23 protein-coding genes are annotated in these 21,840 nt (G+C 60.5%); 7 read left to right on the plus strand and 16 right to left on the minus strand.

What is annotated here, in order from left to right; translation table 11 throughout:
• Positions 1-22: 22 nt before the first annotated feature.
• The 4 genes from NXC24_RS06595 to NXC24_RS06610 form a co-directional block, all read right to left on the minus strand.
• Positions 23-913, minus strand: a complete 891-nt coding sequence (locus NXC24_RS06595) for a polysaccharide deacetylase family protein (RefSeq protein WP_104822577.1) — start codon at positions 911-913, stop codon at positions 23-25.
• Between the two features lie 194 nt (positions 914-1,107).
• Complete coding sequence (locus tag NXC24_RS06600; RefSeq protein WP_104822578.1) at positions 1,108-2,997, minus strand: ABC-F family ATP-binding cassette domain-containing protein; 1,890 nt, start codon at positions 2,995-2,997, stop codon at positions 1,108-1,110.
• Between the two features lie 47 nt (positions 2,998-3,044).
• A complete protein-coding gene (locus NXC24_RS06605) occupies positions 3,045-3,551 on the minus strand; it encodes a hypothetical protein (RefSeq protein WP_104822579.1) in 507 nt (168 codons plus the stop codon).
• 160 nt (positions 3,552-3,711) lie between these two features.
• Positions 3,712-4,221, minus strand: a complete 510-nt coding sequence (locus NXC24_RS06610) for a DinB family protein (RefSeq protein ID WP_104822580.1) — start codon at positions 4,219-4,221, stop codon at positions 3,712-3,714.
• A gap of 227 nt (positions 4,222-4,448) precedes the next feature.
• On the opposite strand from NXC24_RS06610, the gene ndk reads away from it, so the two are divergent.
• Positions 4,449-4,871: a nucleoside-diphosphate kinase gene (ndk, locus tag NXC24_RS06615; protein WP_104822581.1), complete on the plus strand. Its 423-nt coding sequence runs from the start codon at positions 4,449-4,451 to the stop codon at positions 4,869-4,871.
• Positions 4,872-4,944: 73 nt separating this feature from the next.
• Here the strand turns inward: ndk and NXC24_RS06620 are convergent, their stop codons facing one another.
• Together NXC24_RS06620 and NXC24_RS06625 are read right to left on the minus strand one after the other, a co-directional pair.
• Positions 4,945-5,454, minus strand: a complete 510-nt coding sequence (locus NXC24_RS06620; protein WP_104822582.1) for a hypothetical protein — start codon at positions 5,452-5,454, stop codon at positions 4,945-4,947.
• Positions 5,451-6,002 (minus strand): CGNR zinc finger domain-containing protein, encoded by a 552-nt coding sequence (locus NXC24_RS06625; protein WP_104822583.1) that lies wholly within the window; start codon positions 6,000-6,002, stop codon positions 5,451-5,453. Before NXC24_RS06625 ends, NXC24_RS06620 begins: the two co-directional genes overlap by 4 nt.
• A gap of 64 nt (positions 6,003-6,066) precedes the next feature.
• Between NXC24_RS06625 and NXC24_RS06630 the strand changes: the two genes are divergently transcribed.
• Positions 6,067-6,963: a branched-chain amino acid ABC transporter permease gene (locus NXC24_RS06630; protein ID WP_104822584.1), complete on the plus strand. Its 897-nt coding sequence runs from the start codon at positions 6,067-6,069 to the stop codon at positions 6,961-6,963.
• Between the two features lie 19 nt (positions 6,964-6,982).
• On the opposite strand, the gene NXC24_RS06635 is transcribed toward NXC24_RS06630, so the two are convergent.
• From NXC24_RS06635 to NXC24_RS06655, 5 genes are all read right to left on the minus strand, one after another.
• Positions 6,983-7,453 carry a molybdenum cofactor biosynthesis protein MoaE gene (locus NXC24_RS06635; RefSeq protein ID WP_104822585.1) on the minus strand — a complete coding sequence of 157 codons (471 nt, stop codon included), beginning with the start codon at positions 7,451-7,453 and terminating at the stop codon, positions 6,983-6,985.
• 5 nt (positions 7,454-7,458) lie between these two features.
• Positions 7,459-7,713 (minus strand): molybdopterin converting factor subunit 1, encoded by a 255-nt coding sequence (gene moaD, locus NXC24_RS06640; RefSeq protein ID WP_104825044.1) that lies wholly within the window; start codon positions 7,711-7,713, stop codon positions 7,459-7,461.
• Positions 7,713-8,300 carry a CDP-diacylglycerol--glycerol-3-phosphate 3-phosphatidyltransferase gene (gene pgsA / locus NXC24_RS06645; protein ID WP_104822586.1) on the minus strand — a complete coding sequence of 196 codons (588 nt, stop codon included), beginning with the start codon at positions 8,298-8,300 and terminating at the stop codon, positions 7,713-7,715. Before pgsA ends, moaD begins: the two co-directional genes overlap by 1 nt.
• 211 nt (positions 8,301-8,511) lie before the next feature.
• A complete protein-coding gene (gene uvrC, locus NXC24_RS06650; RefSeq protein ID WP_104822587.1) occupies positions 8,512-10,554 on the minus strand; it encodes an excinuclease ABC subunit UvrC in 2,043 nt (680 codons plus the stop codon).
• Entirely contained in the window at positions 10,551-11,318 is a 768-nt protein-coding gene (locus NXC24_RS06655; protein WP_104822588.1) for an SDR family oxidoreductase, read from the minus strand. The genes uvrC and NXC24_RS06655 overlap by 4 nt, the downstream gene beginning before the upstream one ends.
• A 360-nt stretch (positions 11,319-11,678) precedes the next feature.
• Here NXC24_RS06655 and NXC24_RS06660 point away from each other — a divergent pair, with 360 nt between their 5' ends.
• On the plus strand, positions 11,679-12,311 hold the full coding sequence (locus NXC24_RS06660) for an outer membrane protein (RefSeq protein ID WP_104822589.1): 633 nt from the start codon (positions 11,679-11,681) through the stop codon (positions 12,309-12,311).
• Between the two features lie 71 nt (positions 12,312-12,382).
• On the opposite strand, the gene NXC24_RS06665 is transcribed toward NXC24_RS06660, so the two are convergent.
• On the minus strand, positions 12,383-13,225 hold the full coding sequence (locus NXC24_RS06665; protein ID WP_104822590.1) for an oxidoreductase: 843 nt from the start codon (positions 13,223-13,225) through the stop codon (positions 12,383-12,385).
• A 124-nt stretch (positions 13,226-13,349) separates the two neighbouring features.
• On the opposite strand from NXC24_RS06665, the gene NXC24_RS06670 reads away from it, so the two are divergent.
• Entirely contained in the window at positions 13,350-14,252 is a 903-nt protein-coding gene (locus NXC24_RS06670; RefSeq protein WP_104822591.1) for a LysR family transcriptional regulator, read from the plus strand.
• Positions 14,253-14,263: 11 nt separating this feature from the next.
• On the opposite strand, the gene NXC24_RS06675 is transcribed toward NXC24_RS06670, so the two are convergent.
• Both NXC24_RS06675 and NXC24_RS06680 read right to left on the minus strand, forming a co-directional pair.
• Positions 14,264-14,860 carry a glutathione S-transferase gene (locus NXC24_RS06675; protein ID WP_104822592.1) on the minus strand — a complete coding sequence of 199 codons (597 nt, stop codon included), beginning with the start codon at positions 14,858-14,860 and terminating at the stop codon, positions 14,264-14,266.
• A gap of 24 nt (positions 14,861-14,884) precedes the next feature.
• Positions 14,885-15,736, minus strand: a complete 852-nt coding sequence (locus NXC24_RS06680) for a 23S rRNA (adenine(2030)-N(6))-methyltransferase RlmJ (protein WP_104822593.1) — start codon at positions 15,734-15,736, stop codon at positions 14,885-14,887.
• Between the two features lie 63 nt (positions 15,737-15,799).
• Between NXC24_RS06680 and NXC24_RS06685 the strand changes: the two genes are divergently transcribed.
• From NXC24_RS06685 to NXC24_RS06695, 3 genes are all read left to right on the plus strand, one after another.
• Positions 15,800-17,941 carry a molybdopterin oxidoreductase family protein gene (locus tag NXC24_RS06685; protein WP_104822594.1) on the plus strand — a complete coding sequence of 714 codons (2,142 nt, stop codon included), beginning with the start codon at positions 15,800-15,802 and terminating at the stop codon, positions 17,939-17,941.
• On the plus strand, positions 17,938-18,531 hold the full coding sequence (locus NXC24_RS06690) for an NUDIX domain-containing protein (protein WP_104822595.1): 594 nt from the start codon (positions 17,938-17,940) through the stop codon (positions 18,529-18,531). The genes NXC24_RS06685 and NXC24_RS06690 overlap by 4 nt, the downstream gene beginning before the upstream one ends.
• A 161-nt stretch (positions 18,532-18,692) precedes the next feature.
• A complete protein-coding gene (locus tag NXC24_RS06695; protein WP_104822596.1) occupies positions 18,693-19,862 on the plus strand; it encodes an alpha-D-ribose 1-methylphosphonate 5-triphosphate diphosphatase in 1,170 nt (389 codons plus the stop codon).
• Between the two features lie 11 nt (positions 19,863-19,873).
• Here NXC24_RS06695 and purN read toward each other — a convergent pair whose 3' ends face one another.
• Positions 19,874-20,551 carry a phosphoribosylglycinamide formyltransferase gene (gene purN / locus NXC24_RS06700; protein WP_104822597.1) on the minus strand — a complete coding sequence of 226 codons (678 nt, stop codon included), beginning with the start codon at positions 20,549-20,551 and terminating at the stop codon, positions 19,874-19,876.
• Entirely contained in the window at positions 20,548-21,621 is a 1,074-nt protein-coding gene (gene purM / locus NXC24_RS06705; protein ID WP_104825045.1) for a phosphoribosylformylglycinamidine cyclo-ligase, read from the minus strand. Before purM ends, purN begins: the two co-directional genes overlap by 4 nt.
• Between the last annotated feature and the right edge of the window lie 219 nt (positions 21,622-21,840).

Below are 21,840 nucleotides of genomic sequence, written 5' to 3' on the forward strand. Positions count from 1 at the left end.
TTTTCCGAGGCTTATCCCGTCTTCAGCGCACAACCGTGACGCTGGCCTGAGCGATCAGGTTGGTTGCAGGTGCGGAGGTGCCCTTGTACTTCAGCGTCACGACCTTGTAGCCCTCTCTTTCGAGACGCGACAGTAGGGTTGGCAGCATGGTGGCCGTGCGCTGGTGGATGTCGTGCATCAGGATGATGCCGCGACCGCGCTTGTACAGTTGGTTCATGGTGCGGGTTACGACGGCTGAGGGCGTCGAGTTGAAATAGTCCTTGCTGTCGATATCCACATCCATGACGACGAGATCCCGCATGGCGACGGCGGTGCGCAGGTGCTTGGAATCAGCGAGATAGGGGAAGCGGAAGAAGGAAACATCCGTACCGATGACCTTGGCAACGGCGTGCTCGCCGCGGGTGATCTCGGCCATTGCCATGTCGAAGCTCATCTTGTCGAGATCGGGATGGCGGAAGGTGTGGCTGCCGATGGTGTCTCCGTCGGCAAAGACCTTGCGGGCGGTGGCCGGGTGCGCCTCCGCCATCTGGCCGACCATCATGAAGGCCGCCTTGACGCCGAATTTGTCGAGCGTGGAGAGGATGCGCTCCGTCTTGCCCGGAGCCGGACCGTCGTCGAAGCTGAGAATGACTTCCTTGTCGTCCAGCTTCAGATCGTGCAGCGAAGAAACTTCCAGCGTGCGCCCGGCGAGGTGATGCGGACCGCCGTTATCGACCGTCTCCCTGGTTTCAAGCTCGGCGCTGGCCCATTTGGTCGGCTCCATTTCGACTGGGTCGTTGGCCTTCAGCGGCTTATGACGCAGCTCTTCCGCTGCAAAACTCGTCTTCAGTGACGCCTCGTTGCCCGGTTTTGTGGCGCAGCCGGCAAGGGATAGGGATACGGCAAGGCCGGCCAAGAGAAGACGGAAGGTCATGGGAATCGCTCAACAATATAGGTCAATGAATGTTGGGCGTATTTTTTCCGATTATGGTTAATGATCGGTTAGGATTGACGCACGGATGCCGAGGGAATTAACCATTTGAAGAGGGCTGCGCGTCCTTCCGAACGAGCAAGACCGCTCCGATATTTTGGATATAAGGCATCCGTTTGTTGGTGATGCGGGATGCTCTAGCCGGCCATCCCGCTTTCATATTCAGACGAAAGCTCAAGCCATTGCTCTTCCGCGGCTGCAAGCTTTTCCGCCGCGTCGGAGCGTTGCTTGGCTTTCTCGGCCGCCTTTGCAGGTGCCTTCTCATAGAGGGCGGGATCTGCAAGTTCCGCATCAAGCGCCTGAATCAGTTTCTCCAGCTTGCCGGTCAAGGATTCGATTTCGTTGATCTTTTTCTTGAGCGGTGCCAGCGAGGCGCGGCGGTCGGCATTGAGCTTGCGCTGATCCGCCTTGGAGACGGAATCGTCAGCGCCATTGGTCTTACCCTTGTCGTCCCTCGGCTTGGGACTGGCGACGACGAGGCTGCGATAGTCCTCCAGGTCGCCGTCGAAGGTGGCAACCGTGCCGTCGCGCACGAGCCACAGCTGGTCGACAGTGGCCTCGATGAGGTGGCGATCGTGCGAAATCAGGATGACCGCGCCGGAATAGTCGTTCAGCGCCTGAATCAGCGCATTGCGGCTGTCGATGTCGAGATGGTTGGTCGGTTCGTCGAGGATCAGAAGATTCGGTGCATCGAAGGCGGCAAGCCCCATCAACAGCCGCGCTTTCTCGCCGCCGGAGAGATCCTTCACCTGCGTGTCCATCTTCTCGGTCGCAAGGCCCATCTGGGCGACGCGGGCGCGCACCTTCGCTTCCGGCGCGTCGGGCATGCGGCGCCGCACATGCTCGACGGCGGTCTGGTTGGGCACGAGATCGTCAAGCTGATGCTGGGCAAAGAAGCCGATCTTCAGGTTCGGCGCCAGCTTCACATCGCCGCTTTCGGCATCGAGGCGGCCGGAGACGAATTTCGCGAAGGTGGACTTGCCGTTGCCGTTGGAGCCGAGCAGGGCGATGCGGTCGTCGGCGTCGATGCGCAGGTTGAGGCGTTTCAGGATCGGCTTGCCGGGCTCGTAGCCGACCGCGCCGCCAGTGACGGCGATGATCGGCGACGCTGCCTGCTTTTCCGGCTCCGGAAAGCTGAAGCCCATCACATGATCTTCGATGACGGCGGCGACCGTGCCCATGCGTTCCAGCGCCTTGACACGCGATTGCGCCTGCCGGGCCTTGGTTGCCTTGGCCTTGAAGCGATCGATGAAACTCTGCAGGTGCTTGCGCGCCGCCTCGTTCTTCGCCTTCGCCTTCATCTGCAGCTCGTCGGCCTCCGCCTTTTGCCGCTCGAACTGGTCGTAGGAGCCGCGATAGAAGGTCAGCTTCTTTTGATCGAGATGGACGATGGAATTGACGGCCGTGTTCAGAAGATCGCGGTCATGCGAGATGATGATGACCGTGTGCGGATAGCGGCGGATGTAATCTTCCAGCCAGAGCGTGCCTTCGAGGTCGAGATAGTTGGTCGGCTCGTCGAGCAGCAGCAGGTCCGGCTCGGAGAAAAGTACCGCTGCGAGCGCCACGCGCATGCGCCAGCCGCCGGAAAAGGAGGAGGCGGGTCGGTGCTGTGCCTCATGGTCAAAGCCGAGGCCGGCGAGAATGCTGGCGGCGCGCGCTTCGGCCGAATGGGCGCCGATATCGGCAAGGCGCGTCTGGATGTCGGCGATGCGATGCGGATCGGTCGCCGTTTCGGCTTCCGTGAGCAGGGCGGTGCGTTCCTTGTCGGCCTTCAGAACGATCTCGATCAGCGGCTCCTCGGTACCCGGCGCTTCCTGCGCCACCTGGCCGATGCGGGCATTGCGCGGAATGGAGACCGAGCCGCTTTCGGCGGCAAGATCGCCGGTGATCACACGGAACAATGTCGACTTGCCGGCGCCGTTCTTGCCGACAAGCCCCGCCTTCGTGCCCGCCGGAAGCGTCACGCTGGCATGGTCGATGAGGAGGCGGCCGGCAATGCGGGCGGAAAGATCGGAAATCGAAATCATGGCGCGGTTTTGGCCGAACTCCGCGCCGAAGGCAAGAGCCGGAGCGCTTAGGCGCGGGTGCCGCCCGCTCGCGACGGCAGGCCGGCGCAGTCTCTCAGCCGCTCCGTCAGCTCGGTTTCGTAAAGCAGCAGGTTGCTCAGTGACGCGTTGAGACTGTCCATGGCGGCGGCGACATGCGGCGCCGTTTCGATCTCGCGGGCAAAGCACTGTTTCTTCATCAGCCCCTCAGCCAGTTGCGCGGCGACTTCGCGCAGCATCTCGGCCGCATCCGCCTCGGATTTCCGCGCGACCAGGCCGCAATGGCTGACGAGGCGATGTTTCAAGCCGATATCGTCGAGGCTGGCTTGCGAGGGGGCGGGGCCAAGCGCTGCGATCTCGCTGGCGATCTTGCGATCCGAACCGTGGAGCGCTTCATGGAAAAGCTGGTAATTGCGCGGCAGGGCTTTGACTTTCAGCTTGGCCATATGGCGGCCGATCATCTCGAGGTCGGTCGCTGCCTCGATGTCGTCATTGCCGATGGGATATGCTGAAACACCTGCCTGCGAACTCTTCATGCCTGCTCTCTGATGATCCGCTACCTGATATATTTCGCAAATTGCAGGTGCGCAGGTTAAGGCAACATGAACAGAACGTCATACTGGCGGGATATTGCAATAAAATTAGACAGTCGAACAACGCCAAACTGTATTGGGGAATGCTGGCTCGCGCCCTGCTTCACATCCAGCGCTTTCCGTCCGTGCGCACGAAATAAATCAGATCGAGACTTAGCGACGGTTTGCCCATTGCCGTCAGTATCATGTGGCATTGGCCGCGGTGGTGGGTCTGATGGTTGAAGAAATGAGTGAGCGCCGGCATCAACGGATGGGTGATGACACCTGGCCGGGTAATCGGCGTGTAGGTGATGTCGGCAGCAAGCGCCTCATCATCGAGCGTGTCCATCCAATCGATGATGCGCCGGTCCTCAGCCTCGCGAGCGGCACGAAGATCCGTAAGATTGTCGTGCAATATGATGTCCAAGGCTGCCGGCATTTCGCCGATGCCGGTGAAGCGATGCATCCAGGCGCGATCGCCGACCAGAATGTGATTGAGCGTGCCGTGCAGCGAGCCGAAAAAGGCGCCTCGGTCCTCGCGATACTCGGCATCGCTGAGCTCAGCGGCGGCATCGTAAAGCAGGGCGTTGGCCCAGCGGTTGTAATCGGCGAACATTCTGTAATGTCTCAGCATCCCGGCCTTCCTCCAAAAGCAATGAAGCAAGCATAAAATGGAAAGGAGTAAATGGGGCTGATGGCGCCCACGAAATTTGCTGATGGGTTGTCAACTGGCCGTCAGTCTCGCTCCGAATCGGGCATCCTGAGTGTGACAGCAGCGTGAAATTGGCGCGTCCCCCTTGTTTTCAGGCTGTGGGGCGGGTAAAGACCGCCCACTTTTCTCTGACGACAAGGACGTGACCCATGGCGATTGAACGCACTTTTTCGATGATCAAGCCGGACGCAACCAAGCGTAACCTGACCGGCGCCATCACCAAGATTTTTGAGGACAATGGCCTGCGCGTCATCGCTTCCAAGCGCGTTTGGATGAGCAAGCGCGAAGCCGAAGGCTTCTACGCCGTTCATAAGGACCGTCCCTTCTTCGGCGAGCTCGTCGAAGGCATGACCTCCGGCCCGACCGTCGTTCAGGTTCTGGAAGGCGAAGGCGCCATCCTGAAGAACCGCGAAATCATGGGCGCGACCAACCCGGCCAACGCTGCCGAAGGCACGATCCGCAAGATCCATGCTCTGTCGATCGGCGAAAACTCCGTTCACGGCTCGGACGCTCCGGAAACCGCTGCGATCGAAATCGCCTACTGGTTCTCCGAAACCGAAATCGTCGGCTGAATCAGTCATTCAGCCTGCGCGCTGAAGCAATTGAATTCATAGAAGAAAGCCGGGGTCTTGCGCTCCGGCTTTTTCATGCCGGGCAGGCCTGGTCGTGGCCATAGTCTATGCTGCCATCGGCTTTGAAGACATCCGGGTTCTTTGTATAGCTCGGGCCGACCACGAGCGGCCTCGTCGGCAGCACGGTCTGGTCGAGATCGGATTTCACCTCGGTCTTGATGATCTGGATCGTCTTGTCGCTGGCATCGACCAGCTTGATCGAGACGGAATAGGGGCGGTCCTTTCGCACGCAGCGCAGATCCGGGCTTTCGAGCGTGATCTTGTCCCAGAACGTATAGATCTTCTCCCGCACCACCAGTGGATCGCCGCCCATCGGGTTTTCGAATTCTGCGACCGCCGTCGTGCCCTCCGGGATCGGCGCGATCTTCTTCAGCGTGATCATGTAGCTCGCGCTCGCGACGCGATAGTTGAAGACGAAGAGCCGGCCGCTGAGTTCGGTCGGACCGTTGTCGGCCTGCCGCTGACAGCCGGCAAGCGCAAGGCCCGCAATTGCGGCCATCAAGACGATCGCCTGGGTTCTCATGGCGCACTCTCCTCCTTCTTGCGGCGATAGTGCCGGTTCGCCTTGGCGCGGTTGCCGCAGACCGCCATGTCGCACCAGGCCCGGCTTTTGTTCTTGCTGCGGTCGATGAACAGCCAGCCGCAGTTGCGGCAGATTTTCATGCGGTCCGGATCAGGCATGGCAATGAGCCGCAGCGTCGAATGCACCGTCGCGGCGTCGAGCCCATCGGGCGAGGTGGCCCGACGCAGCACCTTCGACAGCGCCTCCAGCAGATCGGCCAACAGCGCGTCGGCGTCACGGTCGAGGATGCGGGCGCGAAAATAGCGATCGATCGCTTCACGCAGATCGAGAAAGCCGGATCTATTCTCCTGCCTCACCGGCAGGATATCGCCGAACAAGGCCCGCTCGGCGCAGAAATTCATCGCCGCTTTCGGAAAGCTTTCCATCTGCCCCGGCGCCTCGAAACGATCGGTGCGCCGCTCATCGTCGTGGCGCATTATGACGCTGTTGGCGACGTCCAGCGCCAGTGCGCCGCCGGAAAACCGATGTGGGGTCCAGGAAAAGCTCATGCTCAAAATTATAACTAGTAAAATGGATTTTACTAGTTACTATTCGTCGATATCCGGAGGTTCCATGGCCTATCTCCTGCAGCAATTGGCAAATGCCGTTCCGCTTGCCGCACTCTATGCGGCGCTGGCTTTCGGCTATGCCGTTGCTTTCGGTGTGATGAAGCGGGCCGATATCACCTATGGCGCGCTGTTCGCCTTTGCCGGCCAGATGCTGGTCCTGTTCACCGACGTCGGCTACACGAGGATGTTTCTCATTCTTCCGGCCGCACTCGCCTTCGGCGCTGTCATTGCGCTCGCCTATACGCTGGGGACGAGCTTCCTCATCGGCCGTTCGGTCATGCTGCCGCTGTCGCGCAAATCGCCCAATACGATCATCGTCGCAGCCCTCGGAATGATGATCATATTGATGGAGACTGCGCGACTGGCCTCCAATACACGCGGTATTTGGCTACCGCCTTTCCTCAATGAGATGATCGTCTTCTGGGACAGCGGCAATTTCCGGGTGACGCTGACCGAGATCCAGCTCATCAATACGGCGCTAATGGTTGTGGTGATCCTCGGGGGCGCCTATGTGCTGAGATATACCGGATGGGGGCGCATCTGGCGGGCGGTGACGGATGATGCGCTGGCGGCCGAGCTTTGCGGCACAAGTGCCAACCGCGTCTTTCTCCTGGCGTATATGGCCTCGGCATTGGTCGCAACCGCCTGCGGCCTGCTGGCGACTTGCTATTACGGCACGATGGATTTCGGCGCCGGGCTGATGTTCGGGCTGAAGGTGCTGATGATTGCCGCTGTCGGCGGTTATTCCGATCCGCTGAAATCGGCGGGTGGCGCGGCATTGCTCGGCCTTTTCGAGACCATGTGGGGCGCCTACGGGCCGTTCCTCTGGCGCGATTTCGTGATCTTCTCGTTGCTCGTCCTGCTGCTGGTGTTGAGCCGGCGGGAGCGTGTGGCCCCGTAGAGCAATTGCGCTCTAAAGCCTATTCTTTATCGGCCCATTTGGCCCGCGCGGCATCGTCCGCATCCTTGGCCGAAACCCAATCGCCTTGCCTGCCGTCTTTTGCATGTTCCTTCTTCCAGAAGGGCGCCGAAGTCTTCAAAAAGTCCATGACGAAATTGGCGCCGTCAAAGGCAGCTTGCCGATGCGAGGCGGCGGCGATGACGAGGACGATGTTTTCTCCCGGCGCAATTTTGCCGTAGCGATGGATGGCGGTCAGGCCGCGAAGCTCGAAGCGTTCGATGGCGAGCGTCGCGATGCGGGTGATTTCCGCCTCCGCCATGCCGGGATAGTGTTCGAGTTCGAGAGCGTCGAGCATGCCGCCTTCGTCGCGGCAGAGGCCGGAAAAGGTCACGACAGCGCCGATATCATGCCGTCCTTCGGTCAGGCGGTCGATCTCGGCCTGAAGGTCGAAATCGTCGCTTTGAACCCTGACAAACGGCCCGGCAGCCATGGTCGTCACCCACCCGTCATCGGCGGGAACAATCCAATCTCGCGCGCCCCGGCAATCGGTTCGTCATGATCGGCATGTTCCATATCGATGGCGACGCGGATCGCCTCCGGAAATTGAAGCGCCGTCTCGTATTCCTCGCCCAAGCTCTTCAAATGATTCAAGAGATCGCCAACGGTGATCACCTCGGCGGGAAGAGAAATCTCTTCTTCTCCCTTGCCAATCCGCTCACGTACCCAGGCGAAATAGACGAGCTTCGTCATCATTCCTCATCCACCACATGCTTCAAGCCGGCGCGGAAATAGTCGTAGCCGGTGTAGATGGTCAGTAGCGCTGCGACCCAGAGCAGGACAATGCCCATCTCCGTCGTATAGGGTATCACCTTGTCGCCGGCCGGCCCAGCCAGCAGGAAGGCGATGGCGACGAGCTGAGCGGTCGTTTTCCATTTGGCGATGCGCGTCACCGGCACGCTGACCTTCAGCGCCGCCAGATACTCGCGCAGGCCCGAGACGAGAATTTCGCGGCAAAGGATGATGATGGCAGCCCAGAGCGACCAGCCGGCGATCGTGCCGTCGGCAGCGACCAGCAGCAGGATCGCCGAGACCAGCAGCTTGTCGGCGATCGGGTCCAGCATGCGGCCGATATTCGACGTCTGATTCCAGATGCGCGCGAGATAGCCGTCCAGAAAATCGGTGATCGAGGCGATGATGAAAATCCACAGCGCCACCCAGCGCGCGAAATCGGACCCCTCCAGTTTGCCTTCGACGAAGAAGCACAGGACGATCAACGGCACGCAGAGAATGCGGCCATAGGTGAGCAGATTGGGAATGCTATATGCGCGCGAAGCCATGGAAATCGTTTCGTTTCAGTTGTTTCACCGGACTAAAATAGCCTTCCCCCAAGGCGTCATCTCGTTCCAGCTATTTGATTTAGCATGATCTTATCCAAAAACCGTCCCGCACCTCTTGAGATCATGCCTTAGATGGCGGTTTGAGGAGCTTGCCGTCAATATTGTTTCTGTTTTTTCACCGTCATTGCGTGGAATTTGCGACCAGCTTTTCTTATTTCGCGGCGTCCTCGTGAAAATGGTTATAGACCTGCCGCGCCACGGCTTCGGATATGCCTTCGACGGCCATCAGGTCGGATAGGGCCGCGCGCGACACGGCCTTTGCGGTGCCGAAATGCTGCAGCAGCGCCCGCTTGCGCGAAGGGCCGATGCCGCCGATTTCGTCCAGCGGGTTTTTCACCATTTCCTTCTTGCGGCGTGCTCGATGCGAGCCGATGGCAAAACGATGGGCCTCGTCGCGCAGGCGCTGGATGAAGTAGAGCACGGGATCACGGGGCGGCAGGGTGAAGCTCTCGCGGGCGGGCGCAAAGAAGCGCTCGCGTCCGGCATCGCGGTCGACACCCTTGGCGACGCCGATGGCGATGACGCTGTCGGTAATTCCGAGCTCCTCGAGAATGGCGCGCACCGCTGTCATCTGTCCTTGGCCGCCATCGATGAGGATGACGTCCGGCCAAGCGGGGAAGGGCTGATCCGCAGCGTCAACGGCTGCGCTCTCCGTATTCGGGCTGCGGTCCGGCTTGCCCTCTTCCTTCAGCAGGCGAGAAAAGCGCCGGGTCATGACTTCGCGCATCATGCCGAAATCGTCGCCGGGCGTGATGTCGGTCGATTTGATGTTGAACTTGCGGTATTGGCCTTTGACGAACCCTTCCGGCCCAGCCACCACCATACCGCCAACCGCATTCGTGCCCATGATGTGCGAGTTGTCATAGATCTCGATGCGTTGCGGCACATAGGGAAGCTGGAATGTCTCCTTGAAGCCTTCGAGCAGCCGCGATTGTGAGGCGGTCTCGGCAAGCTTGCGGCCATGCGCTTCGCGGGCATTGGCAACGACGTGATCGACGAGGTCGCGCTTCTCGCCGCGCTGCGGCACCAGGATCGTGACCTTGTGCCCGGCCTTTTCGCCGAGCGCTGCTGCCAGCAGCTCGATTTCCTCGACCGTCTCCGATAGCAGGATCTGCCTCGGCACCGGCTTGTCGTCGTAGAATTGCGCCAGAAACGCATTCAGCACTTCGGCGCCGGAAAGCGACGGGTCAGCCTTCGGGAAATAGGCGCGGTTGCCCCAGTTCTGCCCGGTGCGGAAGAAGAAGACCTGGATGCAGGAAATGCCGCCCTCGTGATGGATGGCAAAGACGTCGGCTTCTTCGACGCCGGCGGGATTGATGCCCTGATGGCTTTGCACATGCGACAGCGCCGCCAGCCGGTCGCGATAGACGGCGGCGCGCTCGAAATCGAGATCCTCAGCGGCAGCGTTCATCGCCTCCGCCATATGGGCTTTCACGTTCTGGCTCTTGCCGGAGAGAAAGTCCTTCGCCTCCTGCACCAGCTCCGCATAGCCCTCATCGCTGATCTCGCGGGTGCAAGGCCCTGAGCAGCGCTTGATCTGATAGAGCAGGCAGGGTCGGGTCCGGGTCTCGAAAACGCTGTCGGTGCAGGTGCGGATCAGGAAGGCGCGTTGCAGCGAATTGATGGTGCGGCCGACGGCGCCCGCTGACGCGAAGGGGCCGAAATACTCACCCTTGCGGGCACGCGCGCCGCGATGCTTGAAGATCGCCGGTGCCCGATGATCGCCGGTGATGAGAATATAGGGAAAGGACTTGTCGTCCCGCAGCAATACGTTGAAGCGCGGCCGTAAGCGCTTGATCAGATTCGCTTCCAGCAGCAGCGCTTCGGTCTCGGTGCGGGTGGTGACGAACTCCATATTGGCGGTTTCGCGCACCATGCGGGCGATGCGGTTGGAATGCACGCGGCCCATCGCGTAGTTGGCAACACGCTTCTTCAGGCTGCGCGCCTTGCCGACATAGAGCACGTCGCCGGCTTCGTTGAACATGCGATAGACGCCGGGATTGTTCGGCAGGCGCTTGACGAATTCTGCGATCAGTTCCGCGCCCTGAAGGCCGGTTTCATTCTTCCCGCCTTCGTTCCAGTCGACGGGCACGACGGGGGAAGCGCCGGCATCGGCTTCCACCTCGATGTCGTCCTCAATGTCCTCTGATTCGTCATAGAGAATGCCGCCGTCGGGCAGCTTTCGTCCGTTCATTCCATGCTCTCCGACACATCGGGCGTTTCCCAGGCAAGATGCTGGCCACCATCGAGCGCTATCATTTGGCCCGTGATCGAAGGCGTGTCAAAAAGAAAGCGGACGGTGCGACCGAATTCCTCGAGGCCGGGCGCAGCCTTCAATATGAGACCATCGATCTGCGCTTGGAAGTCCTCTTCCGTCTGTCGGACGCTGCGCACCGTCGGACCGGGGCCGATGGCGTTGACGCGGATGCGCGGCGCAAAGGTCTGCGCCATCGTCTGGGTCGCCGTCCACAGGGCGGCCTTCGACAAGGTATAGGAATAGAAGCGTGGGTTCAGCGCCCAGACGCGCTGATCGACAATGTTGACGATCAACCCCGGGATGCCTTCCGGAAGCTGCCGCACGAAATCCGCGGCGAGGATGGAGGGCGCGCGGACATGCACGGCAAAATGCGCGTCGAAGGCTTCGGCGTCGAAGTTGTCGGCGGAATCACCCTGAAAAACGGAGGCGTTGTTGACCAGGAGATCCAGCGGTCCAAGCTCCGAAACGGCCCTTTCGATCAGCGTCGATGTTTCCGCCGAATTTTGCAGGTCGGCCTTGATCGCAATTGCCTTTCTGCCCTGTTGCCGCAATTTCGCCACGACTTCGGTTGCCTCGGCGAACGATTGATTGGCATGCAGCGCCACCGCAAAGCCGTTAGCCGACAAATCCTCTGCGATTGCCCGGCCTATTCTTTTTGATGCACCTGATATAAGCGCTGTGCGTAGTTTTTCCTGGCTCAAGATGCTGCCTTTTCGTCGCCATTACCCAACTGGCACTCATATAGGTCGTCGATACACCATATGAAAAGATGCTTCTGCACGGAGATCCGCAGCGGCGACCTATGTAAAACTTCAGTTATATTTCGATTAAAATAAGTATACATGCTTTAACCAAGCATTAGGGTTAACAATTCGTCTGTTGCGCTCAAGCAACATCGAAATTCAGCCACCTCTGCGCCACAATGATATCATATTTTAGCTCTTCGAATTCCTCATTTGCATTCCAATTTCAGTCCCGATCCGGGAGGGACATCTTGTAATTGCTCGTGGTGCTTCGAGGTCATCAGTAGACGAAGAACACGGGACTGAAAGGAGAAAAGTATGCGTACTCTCATCACGACCCTCATGGTCTCTGGTTTCGCCCTCGGCGGCTTCACCGCGGCTCATGCAGCCGACGCTGTGGAGCAGGTTCCGCAGCCGCCCGTCGCCCAGGAGGCTCCGCCGGTTGTCAACAACTGGGCCGGTTTCTACATCGGTGGTGCTGGCGACTGGAATGCCGGCCACTTCAATCACAACGGCAACTCCTACGCTTTCGGCGGTGAGGCTTTCACCGGCTACAACTGGCAGCAGGGCCAGATCGTATATGGTGTTGAAGGCGACCTCGGCTACGCCGACTCCGACTCGACCCGCAATGGCCTTACCGCCAAGAACGGCGTAAACGGCTCGGTTCGCGGCCGTATCGGTTACGACTTCAACCCGTTCATGCTGTACGGCACTGCCGGTCTGGCAATCGGCCAGAACAAGCTCGAGGACGCTACCTCGTCTGAAAGCAAGACGGCTGTTGGCTACACGGTCGGTGCAGGTGCTGAAACCTTCATCACCAACAACATCACGGCTCGTCTTGAGTACCGTTACACCGACTACGGCAAGAAGGATTTCAACCTCGACTCCGGCAGCTTCTCGCGCGGTTATGACGAGCAGAGCGTCAAGGTCGGTATCGGCGTCAAGTTCTGATAATTTGATGGCATAATCTAACGAAAGCCGGGGTTCTCGCCCCGGCTTTTTCCGTTTCATGGTTCTGATATTTACGCGGCGTCCTTCGGGAAGTCCGTCGAGACGGCCAGTTCGCGCCAGTCGGCTAGTTCCTTGACGACGTATTCATTCTTGGTCTCGATCACGCCGACCGTATCGGAGCCGAAGGGCATGCGCAGCGGCGGGTTGGCCGAATGTGCAAGCGTGATCATCGACTTTGCAAGCCGTGCCGGATCGCCGGGCTGGCCGTGGTTGTGACCGGCGGCGAAATCGCGCATCGCACCGGCAGGCGTGTCCTTGTAGTCGCCAATCGAGCTCGGGCTGACGGCGAGCGAGCTTTCGTCAAGGAAGTCGGTCCGGAAGAAGCCGGGTTCGACAACCGTGACCTTGATCCCCAGCGGCTGCAGTTCCGACGCCATTGCCTCGGACAGAGCTTCGACTGCGAATTTCGTTGAGCAATAGACGCCCCAACCGGCAAAGCTCTGGTAGCCACCGACCGACGACATGTTGATCACATGGCCGGAACGTTGGCGGCGCATGTGCGGAAGGATGGCGCGCGTGACCTTCAGCAGGCCGAAGACGTTGGTGGCATAGATCTTCTCGATTTCTTCGGCTGTAGCCTCTTCAACTGCACCCAACAGGCCGTAGCCGGCATTGTTGAGAAGAATGTCGATCCGGCCGAAGCGCTTGACGGCTTCTGCAGCCGCTTCATGGGCCTGTGCCTCGTTCGAAACGTCGAGGGCAACGGGCAGGAGGTTCGGATGATTGCCGAACTTTTCCGCAAGGCCTGCGGGGTTGCGGGCCGTGGCGACAACGGCGTCGCCGGCTTTGAGGGCTTCCTGAGCTATGAGGGCGCCGAAGCCGCGGGATGCACCCGTAATGAACCAAACGCGCATGACTTTCTCCTTTCGTGGGGTTGCAATTCCGTGCGCGGAATTTGCTTGCAGGGGAAAGATAGCTTGATGGCTCTGATGAGGTAATCTATCTTCTCCTCCTTGAAGTGCTGAGAAAATCTCATCAATGCGGCGCATCCGTTCAACCGATCTGGCAATTTTCCTGGCCATCGCCCAACACCGCAGCTTTCGCAAAGCCGCGGTCGAACTCGGCGTGACGGCTTCAGCGCTCAGCCATTCGCTGCGGGCGATCGAGGAACGGCTGGACGTGCGGTTGGTCAATCGCACCACCCGCGGCGTCGGCTTGACGGAGGCCGGCGAGCGCCTGTTCGAGCGTATCCGCCCGGCCTTCCTCGATATCGACGATGCGCTTGAGGATCTCGATAAATTCCGCGGCCAACCCTATGGCAAGCTGCGTATCAACGCCCCGCGCCCCGCCGCCAAGATGGTGTTGTTGCCGATCGTATCCCGTTTCCTGAGGGCTTATCCCGCTGTCGAAATGGAAATCGTGGCGGACGATGCGCTCGTGGACACGGTTTCCGGCGGCTTCGATGCCGGCGTGCGGTTCGGCGAAAGCATCGCCGCCGACATGATCGCCATCGCCATCGGCCCCCGCCAGCGGACTGCGATCGTCGGTTCGCCCGAACATTTTCAGCGTTTCGCCAAACCGGTCACGCCGCATGATCTGAAGGATCACCCGTGCATCCGCTATCGTTTCCCGAGCGGCACCTACTATCGTTGGGAATTCGAACGCGGCGGCATTGAGCTGGAGATTGAGGTACAGGGGCCGCTGACGCTCGGCGACCTCGACATGATGTTCGAAGCCGCCGTCAACGGCTCCGGTCTTGCGTTCATGTTCGAGGATCTCGCGCTGCCGGCTTTGAAGGATGGCCGGCTGATCCGTGTGCTGGAGGACTGGTGCCCCTATTATCCCGGCTTCTTTCTCTATTATCCAAGCCGCCGGCAGTTGCCGACCGCCTTGCGCGCCTTCGTCGATTTCATCAAAATCGACAGTTCGCGCCAGGGCTAAGAGAGGCGCCGTCAGGCCCGCGGCTTCATAGCCTGATAGTCCGGAAAGTGTTTTTCGAACTTGCTTGCCCAATCGATAAGGTCAGCATGGTCCGCTTCCCACTGTCCCTCGAAGCGCAGTTGCAGATAGCCTATCATGGACGCTAGAGCGAAATGCCCGCCATGCAGTTTCTTGCCGATCTTCGGCGGTTCGGCGTTGAGGTGGGCGAGCGCGCGGCTCACTTTCGTCCACTGCCGGTCGATCCATGGCTGATGCTGCTTGTCCTGATCGCGCAAGCGCCGCTCGTAGACGATCGACAGGAGGCAGTCATTGGTGCCGTCGCAAAGCGCTTCCAGCACCTCGGCGTCTATGCGTTTGCTCTCCTTGGCAGGATAAAGCGTCTTGCCCTTCAGCCGATGGAAATGATGCATGATCGCGCGGCTGTCGAAGATCGACACGCCGTCTTCCGTCAGCAGCGTCGGAATCTTGCCGAGCGGATTGTTGTCGACCAGCAGGGCCGGACCGGCATTGGTGTCGACATGGATTTCGGTGAACTCGATGCCGAGGTGGCGGGCTGCCATCCGCACCTTGCTGGAGAAGGGGGAAGCGGGCGAGCAGAGAAGCTTCATGGGATCACCTGGGCGAAAGAAATATCAGTGTTCGCCGCGCAGCCAGAAGGCGCGTTGCGAGGCGAAGCGGTCTTGCGCCAGCATATCCTTCAGGGCCGGCAGCAAGGCATGCAGCTCGTCCTTCAGCGTAAATGGCGGATTGACGATAATGAGGCCGGAGCCGGTTAGTCCGGTGAAGCCGCGATCGCTTTTGACCGTCAGCTCGGCGCAGAGCATCTTCGGAATCTCCAAAGCCTGCAATGCCTCATGAAAAGCCTTGATCGGTGCATCCTTCTTGAGTGGATACCATAGGCAATAGGTGCCGCCGGGAAAGCGGCGCCAGGCTTTCGCAAGTCCGTCCGCCAGCCGTTCATATTCGCCGTCTTCTTCGAACGGCGGATCGACCAGCACGATGCCGCGCTTCTCCTTCGGCGGCAGATGCGCGCCGAGCGCCAGCCAGCCATCGAGCTCGGTGATGCGCGCATGGTGATCGCCCTCGAACAACCGATGCAGCCGCTGGAAATCCTCCGGATGCAGCTCCATCGCCGATAACCGGTCCTGTGGGCGGAACAGCATGCGGGCAAGCTTCGGGGAGCCCGGATAGAACCGCAGGCCACCTTCGGGATTGAGCTCGCGGACGGCGGTCAGATAGGGCTCCAGCAGATTGGCCACTTGCGGCACAAGTTCGGCTTTCAGCAGCCGGCCGATACCATCCAGCCATTCGCCTGTCTTCTGCGCCTCCTCCGAAGAGAGATCGTAGAGCCCGATGCCTGCATGGGTGTCGAGAACACGGAAAGCCTTGTCCTTGTTCTGCATGTAGCGGATGAGACGGGCTAGTACCGCGTGCTTCAGCACATCGGCGAAATTGCCCGCGTGGTAGATATGCCGATAGTTCATTGTCGGTGAAGTCCGCATGAATTGTTGCGATGGGCCAGATTATGCCTTTTGGCCGGACAAGGCATGAAATATACAAACGGCATGAACATTGCGACCCCCATTCACGCCAAATCCCCGGTCGGCCACACGGCCTGTCCGCACGACTGTCCCTCCACCTGTGCGTTGGAGATCGATCTGACGGAGGACGGCAGGATCGGCCGCGTGCGTGGCGCGGGCGATCATTCCTATACCGCAGGCGTCATCTGCGCCAAAGTCGCCCGTTATGCCGAACGGCTTTACCATCCGGACCGGCTGACGAAGCCCTTGCGCCGCGCCGGGGCGAAGGGAGAGGGCCAGTGGCAGGAACTCTCCTGGGACGACGCGCTGGACGAAATTGCCGATGCTTTCGTCAAGGCTGAGGCTAAAGACGGCAGCGAAGCGATCTGGCCCTATTACTATGCCGGCACCATGGGCTGGGTGCAGCGCGATTCCATCAATCGGCTGCGCCATGCCAAGCGCTATTCCGGTTTCTTTTCCTCGATCTGCACAAACCCCGCCTGGACCGGCTTCACCATGGCGACGGGCACGCTGCGTGGTCCTGATCCGCGCGAGATGGGCCGTACCGATTGCGTGGTTATCTGGGGGACAAACGCGGTCGCGACCCAGGTCAATGTGATGACCCATGCCGTGAAGTCGCGCAAGGAGCGCGGCGCCAAGATCGTCGTCATCGATATCTACGACAATCCGACGATGAAACAGGCCGACTTAGCGCTCATCGTCAAGCCGGGCACGGATGCCGCGCTCGCCTGCGCCGTCATGCACATCGCCTTCCGCGACGGCTATGCCGATCATGCCTACATGGCCAAATTTGCCGACGAACCGGCAGGTCTCGAAGCGCATCTCAAGACGAAGACGCCGGAATGGGCGGCTGCGATCACCGGCTTATCCGTCGATGAGATCGAAGCCTTTGCCAAGCTGGTCGGCACGACGAAGAAGACCTATTTCCGCCTCGGCTACGGCTTTACCCGCCAGCGCAACGGCGCGGTCGCGATGCACGCGGCAGCTTCCGTCGCCACCGTGCTCGGCTCCTGGCAATATGAGGGCGGCGGCGCCTTTCATTCCAACAGCGATATCTTCCGCATGGACGCGAGCGAGCTGACCGGCCGGTCGATGCTGGACCCGGATATCCGCACGATCGACCAGTCGCAGATCGGCCGGGCACTGACCGGCGATGCCGTCGCTTTGCGCCATCGCGGCCCCGTGACGGCGATGCTGATCCAAAACACCAATCCGGTGAACATCGCGCCGGAACAGCGGCTGGTGAAGCGCGGCTTTGCGCGCGACGATCTCTTCGTCGCCGTGCACGAACAATTCATGACCGATACTGCCGAGATGGCCGATATCGTCATCCCGGCCACCATGTTCGTCGAGCACGACGACATCTACCGCGCCGGCGGGCAAAACCACATCCTGCTTGGCCCGAAGCTGGTCGAGCCGCCACCGACGGTGCGTAGCAATCTCTTCGTCATCGAGGAACTGGCGAAGCGCCTCGGCGTCGCCGATCGTCCCGGCTTCGGATTTTCGGCCCGCGAGATGATCGACCGCATTCTGGAGCGAAGCGGTCTGCCGGATTACGATCATTTCCTCGAACACAAATGGTTCGATCGTCAGCCGGCTTTCGAGGATGCGCATTTCCTCAATGGCTTCGCCCATCCCGATGGCAAGTTCCGCTTCCGTCCCGATTGGATCAACCAGCCGGCTCCGAACCGGCCGCCGGAAGCTGTCGGCCTGCTCGGCCCTCATGTCGCGCTGCCGGAGTTTCCGGATCAGGTTGACGTCATCGAAGTTGCCGATCCCGATCATCCATTCCGGCTTGCCACATCGCCGTCGCGCAATTTCTTGAACTCGAGCTTCGCGGAAACGAAGACCTCTCGCCAGAAGGAAGGTCGCCCGGAAGTTATGATCAATCCCGCGGATGCCGCAGCGCTGGACATCGCCCATGGCGACCTCGTTCAGCTGGGCAATCTCAGGGGCGATATCCGCATTCATGCGCGCATCACGGCCGAGGTGAAGCCGGGCGTGCTGATCGCCGAAGGCTTATGGCCGAACAAGGCGCATGTGGACGGCGAAGGGATCAATGTTCTGACCGGCGCCGATCCTGTTGCCCCTTATGGCGGCGCGGCTGTTCACGACAACAAGGTCTGGCTGCGCAAGGATAGAGCATGAACAAGTTCGACGAGGCGAAGGCCGAGATCGTCAGTGAGAAGACGCTTTCGGACCAATGGACGCGGCTCAGCAGCTTCGACATCGACTACACGGATTCGACGGGCGAGACGCATCGGGTGAAGCGGGAAATCTATCACCGCACGCCTGCCGCCTGCATTCTGCTCTACGACCCCAAGCGCGAAACGGTCATCCTCGTGCGGCAATTCCGCCTGCCGGCCCATCTCACCGGCTTTCCAGCCTGGATGATCGAGGTACCCGCCGGCTTGCTCGACGGTGATCATCCGGAAGAGGCGATCCGCCGCGAGGCAATGGAGGAAACCGGCTTCCGCGTCCGTGATGTCCGCTTCCTGTTCAAGGCATTCACCTCGCCGGGCGCTGTTACCGAGATCATTCATTTCTTTGCTGCTGTGGTCGATACGACGGACCGCATCGGCAACGGCGGCGGGCTTGCCCACGAACATGAGGATATCGAGGTGCTCGAAGTGCCGCTCGCCGAAACCATGGCGATGATCGAAGCCGGCGAGATCTACGACGCCAAGACGATCATGCTGTTGCAATGGGCGATGTTGAACAAGGCAAGCCTGAAATAGCCTGAAATAAGACCGTTCGGCGGTGCTTAATGGCTGCCAAAATCAGCGTCGCAGCTTTCATTATGATGTCACGAATCGCGACTACCGAGGGGCGCTCGCCGGAAAGGTCCGGTCCACAGCCATACCTTCAAAACGATTGACGCTATTTCAGGAGAAAGCCGATGTGGCTCAGCAATTTCACGCTCGTTCTTCCCGATGAAGTCGTCGATCAGGGGGCTATCCGCATCGAAGATGGCGTGATCGCCGAGATCCGGTCCGAACCGGTGGAAGCTGCGACATTCGATGGCGGCGGACGGCTGCTGATGCCGGGCTTTGTGGATCTGCATGGCGATATGATCGAGCGCGAAATCGCTCCGCGGCCGAATGCGACGATGCCGATCGATTTCGGTATCCATGAACTCGACAAGAAACTCGCCGCCGCCGGGGTCACCACCGCCTATGCCGCCGTCTCCTTCGCCACAGAAAGTGTCTATGGCCATGTCCGCTCGCTGGAGACCACCTCGGCGGTGATCAAGGGCATCAACAGCCTGCGTGATCACCTGCTGATCGACCACCGCGTTCATGCTCGCTACGAGATCACCAATGTCGGCGCGGCGCCCACGTTGGAGCGGCTCCTGGAAGATGGTGTCGTCGATATGGTCTCGCTGACGGACCATACGCCAGGGCAGGGGCAATATAACAATATTGAAGCCTATCTTCTCAGCATGTCGGAGCGCCGCGGCATCACCCGTGAAGCGGCCGAGGAAGTGCTGGCCCGGCGCATCGCCCTGCGGCAGGATCCGGATATCGAGCTGAAACTGCGCGATATCATCGGCCTAACCTTGAAGCACAAGCTGTCGCTCGCCTCGCATGACGATGACAGCGCCGAAAAGGTGGCCGAAATGTTCGATCTCGGTGTCACGATCAGCGAATTCCCGGTGACGCTGCCGGCCGCCGAAGAGGCGCGTCGTCGCGGCCTCTGGACGCTGATGGGGGCGCCGAACGCGTTGCGCGGCCAATCCATGTCCGGGAATCTGAGTGCGCTTGATGCGGCCGGCGCTGGCCTTCTCGGCATCATCGCTGCCGATTATCACCCGGCCGCTTTCGTGCCGGCCATTTTCAAGATCGCTGAGGTTGCCAGTGGTGGTCTACCGGCAGCCGTGGCCATGGCGACGGCTGGTGCCGCGCGCGCTGCGGGGCTCACTGATCGCGGCGAGATCGCCGTCGGCCAGAAGGCCGATCTGGTTGCCGTCGAGCACGGTGCTGTTCACCGCATCCGCGCCACCTTCCGCAACGGCCGCGTCGTCTACAGCGACGGTACGCTTCATCCCCTGATGGCAATGGCTGCGTAAGGGGAAAGCGGCTAGATCTGATCGATGTCACCGAGCAGTGAAATAATCTGCGGGGCACGGGCAACGGGCGTCTTGGTGGCAGCAATTGCCTTGCCGTCTTCCATGCGCACCTTGCCCTCAGCCAACAACCGAAGCGACTGCGGATAAAGCTGGTGCTCGATCGTGAGCACGCGGGCGGCAAGCGTTTCGGCCGTGTCGTCGGTCAGCACCGGCACGGCTGCCTGGCCGATCGCCGGGCCTTCGTCCATGCCCTCGGTGACGAAATGCACGGTGCAGCCGGCGATCCGCTGGCCGGCGTCGATGGCGCGTTGATGCGTGTGCAACCCGGGGAAAAGCGGCAGCAGCGAAGGGTGGATATTGATGATCCGGCCTTCGTGGCGCTGAATGAAGCGCCCGGAGAGAAGACGCATATAGCCGGCGAGGCAGATGATATCGGGTGACAGCGCCTCGAGCTGCGCAAGGATTGCCTCCTCATGGGCCTCCTTGCTGGCAAAATCCTTACGGACGAAGGCGAAGGTAGCAATGCCCTCGGCTGCGGCTTTCGCCAAACCGCCGGCATCTGCCTTATCGGAGATCACACCGACAATTTCGGCTGGATAATCCGAAGCCGCCGCAGCCTTGACCAGCGCCATCATATTGGAGCCGCTGCCCGAGATGAAGACGACGACGCGTTTGCGGCTCGAACTCATATTGCCAGCGTGCCCTTGTAGACGGTGCCGGCAGCGCCTTCGTCGCGGGCGATCATACGGCCGAGCGTGACGATGCTTTCGCCCTCGGCTTCAAGCGCTGCCTTGACGGCCGCTACATTCTCGGCCGCCACGACAGCGATCATGCCGATGCCGCAATTGAAGGTGCGCAGCATTTCCTTGGCCTCGACGCCGCCTGTCTTGGCGAGCCAGGAGAAGACCGGCGGCACTTGGACGGCGGCCAGATCGATCTCGGCAGCAAGATGCTTCGGCAGCACCCGCGGAATATTCTCCGGGAAACCGCCGCCGGTGATATGGGCGAGCGCCTTGATGGCATGCGTCTCGCGGATCACCTTCAAAAGCGGCTTCACATAGATGCGTGTCGGCGTCAGCAGGGCTTCGCCGAGCGCCTTGCCCTCGGCAAAGGGAGCCGGCGCGTCCCAGCCAAGACCGGAGATGCCGACGATCTTGCGTACCAGCGAAAACCCGTTGGAATGAACGCCGGAGGAGGCAAGACCGAGAATGACGTCACCCTCGGCGATATCGCCGGAGGGGAGAAGCTGCCCGCGTTCGGCCGCACCCACGGCAAAGCCGGCGAGATCGTAATCGCCATCGGAATACATGCCCGGCATTTCCGCCGTCTCGCCGCCGATCAGCGCGCAACCCGCCTCGCGGCAGCCGGCTGCAATACCGCCGACGATCGCGGCACCCTGATCGGGATCGAGCTTGCCGGTCGCGAAATAATCGAGGAAGAACAGCGGCTCGGCGCCTTGGACCACAAGATCGTTGACGCACATGGCGACGAGGTCGATGCCGACGGTGTCGTGATAGTTCGCGTCGATCGCGATCTTCAGCTTGGTGCCGACGCCGTCATTGGCGGCCACCAGCACCGGATCGGTGAAGCCCGCAGCCTTCAGGTCGAAGAGGCCACCGAAACCGCCGATTTCGCCATCGGCGCCGGGGCGGCGGGTCGAACGAACCGCCGGCTTGATCTTTTCGACCAGCAGATTGCCGGCATCGATATCGACGCCCGCGTCGCTATAGGTCAGACCGTTTTTTCCAGACTGGCTCATGCTTTCGCCTCCGGTGGCCATCGTTCCAATTGGAACAATTTTAATCGGGTCGCCATTGCATGACAGGAACCTTTATGCAAGGCGCTAGCGCAGGCAAACCCTCGATTTTCCCCGCTTCACAGCGCTCCAAGGCCGATTTCCGGCCGCAGGCTTGACCATAATTGCGGCGTCATCCTATGTCCTAAGCGGGCGGCAACGGGCGGCGAAGAATGGGGAAGT

Origin of the sequence: Rhizobium sp. NXC24, assembly GCF_002944315.1 — a bacterium.
In the GTDB taxonomy this organism is placed as follows: Bacteria; Pseudomonadota; Alphaproteobacteria; order Rhizobiales; family Rhizobiaceae; genus Rhizobium.

Excerpts from the sequence above, each read along its gene's own strand:
- NXC24_RS06665 (WP_104822590.1), bottom strand. The coding sequence starts at position 13,225 with ATGCGCGTTTGGTTCATTACGGGTGCATCCCGCGGCTTCGGCGCCCTC.
- NXC24_RS06690 (WP_104822595.1), top strand. The coding sequence starts at position 17,938 with ATGAACAAGTTCGACGAGGCGAAGGCCGAGATCGTCAGTGAGAAGACG.
- purN (WP_104822597.1), bottom strand. The coding sequence starts at position 20,551 with ATGAGTTCGAGCCGCAAACGCGTCGTCGTCTTCATCTCGGGCAGCGGC.
- NXC24_RS06625 (WP_104822583.1), bottom strand. The coding sequence starts at position 6,002 with ATGAGCTTTTCCTGGACCCCACATCGGTTTTCCGGCGGCGCACTGGCG.
- ndk (WP_104822581.1), top strand. The coding sequence starts at position 4,449 with ATGGCGATTGAACGCACTTTTTCGATGATCAAGCCGGACGCAACCAAG.
- uvrC (WP_104822587.1), bottom strand. The coding sequence starts at position 10,554 with ATGAACGGACGAAAGCTGCCCGACGGCGGCATTCTCTATGACGAATCA.
- NXC24_RS06600 (WP_104822578.1), bottom strand. The coding sequence starts at position 2,997 with ATGATTTCGATTTCCGATCTTTCCGCCCGCATTGCCGGCCGCCTCCTC.
- NXC24_RS06635 (WP_104822585.1), bottom strand. The coding sequence starts at position 7,453 with ATGGCTGCCGGGCCGTTTGTCAGGGTTCAAAGCGACGATTTCGACCTT.
- NXC24_RS06675 (WP_104822592.1), bottom strand. The coding sequence starts at position 14,860 with ATGAAGCTTCTCTGCTCGCCCGCTTCCCCCTTCTCCAGCAAGGTGCGG.
- NXC24_RS06660 (WP_104822589.1), top strand. The coding sequence starts at position 11,679 with ATGCGTACTCTCATCACGACCCTCATGGTCTCTGGTTTCGCCCTCGGC.
- NXC24_RS06695 (WP_104822596.1), top strand. The coding sequence starts at position 18,693 with ATGTGGCTCAGCAATTTCACGCTCGTTCTTCCCGATGAAGTCGTCGAT.
- NXC24_RS06670 (WP_104822591.1), top strand. The coding sequence starts at position 13,350 with ATGCGGCGCATCCGTTCAACCGATCTGGCAATTTTCCTGGCCATCGCC.
- NXC24_RS06595 (WP_104822577.1), bottom strand. The coding sequence starts at position 913 with ATGACCTTCCGTCTTCTCTTGGCCGGCCTTGCCGTATCCCTATCCCTT.
- NXC24_RS06680 (WP_104822593.1), bottom strand. The coding sequence starts at position 15,736 with ATGAACTATCGGCATATCTACCACGCGGGCAATTTCGCCGATGTGCTG.
- purM (WP_104825045.1), bottom strand. The coding sequence starts at position 21,621 with ATGAGCCAGTCTGGAAAAAACGGTCTGACCTATAGCGACGCGGGCGTC.
- NXC24_RS06605 (WP_104822579.1), bottom strand. The coding sequence starts at position 3,551 with ATGAAGAGTTCGCAGGCAGGTGTTTCAGCATATCCCATCGGCAATGAC.
- NXC24_RS06685 (WP_104822594.1), top strand. The coding sequence starts at position 15,800 with ATGAAATATACAAACGGCATGAACATTGCGACCCCCATTCACGCCAAA.
- NXC24_RS06610 (WP_104822580.1), bottom strand. The coding sequence starts at position 4,221 with ATGCTGAGACATTACAGAATGTTCGCCGATTACAACCGCTGGGCCAAC.
- NXC24_RS06620 (WP_104822582.1), bottom strand. The coding sequence starts at position 5,454 with ATGAGAACCCAGGCGATCGTCTTGATGGCCGCAATTGCGGGCCTTGCG.
- moaD (WP_104825044.1), bottom strand. The coding sequence starts at position 7,713 with ATGACGAAGCTCGTCTATTTCGCCTGGGTACGTGAGCGGATTGGCAAG.
- NXC24_RS06630 (WP_104822584.1), top strand. The coding sequence starts at position 6,067 with ATGGCCTATCTCCTGCAGCAATTGGCAAATGCCGTTCCGCTTGCCGCA.
- pgsA (WP_104822586.1), bottom strand. The coding sequence starts at position 8,300 with ATGGCTTCGCGCGCATATAGCATTCCCAATCTGCTCACCTATGGCCGC.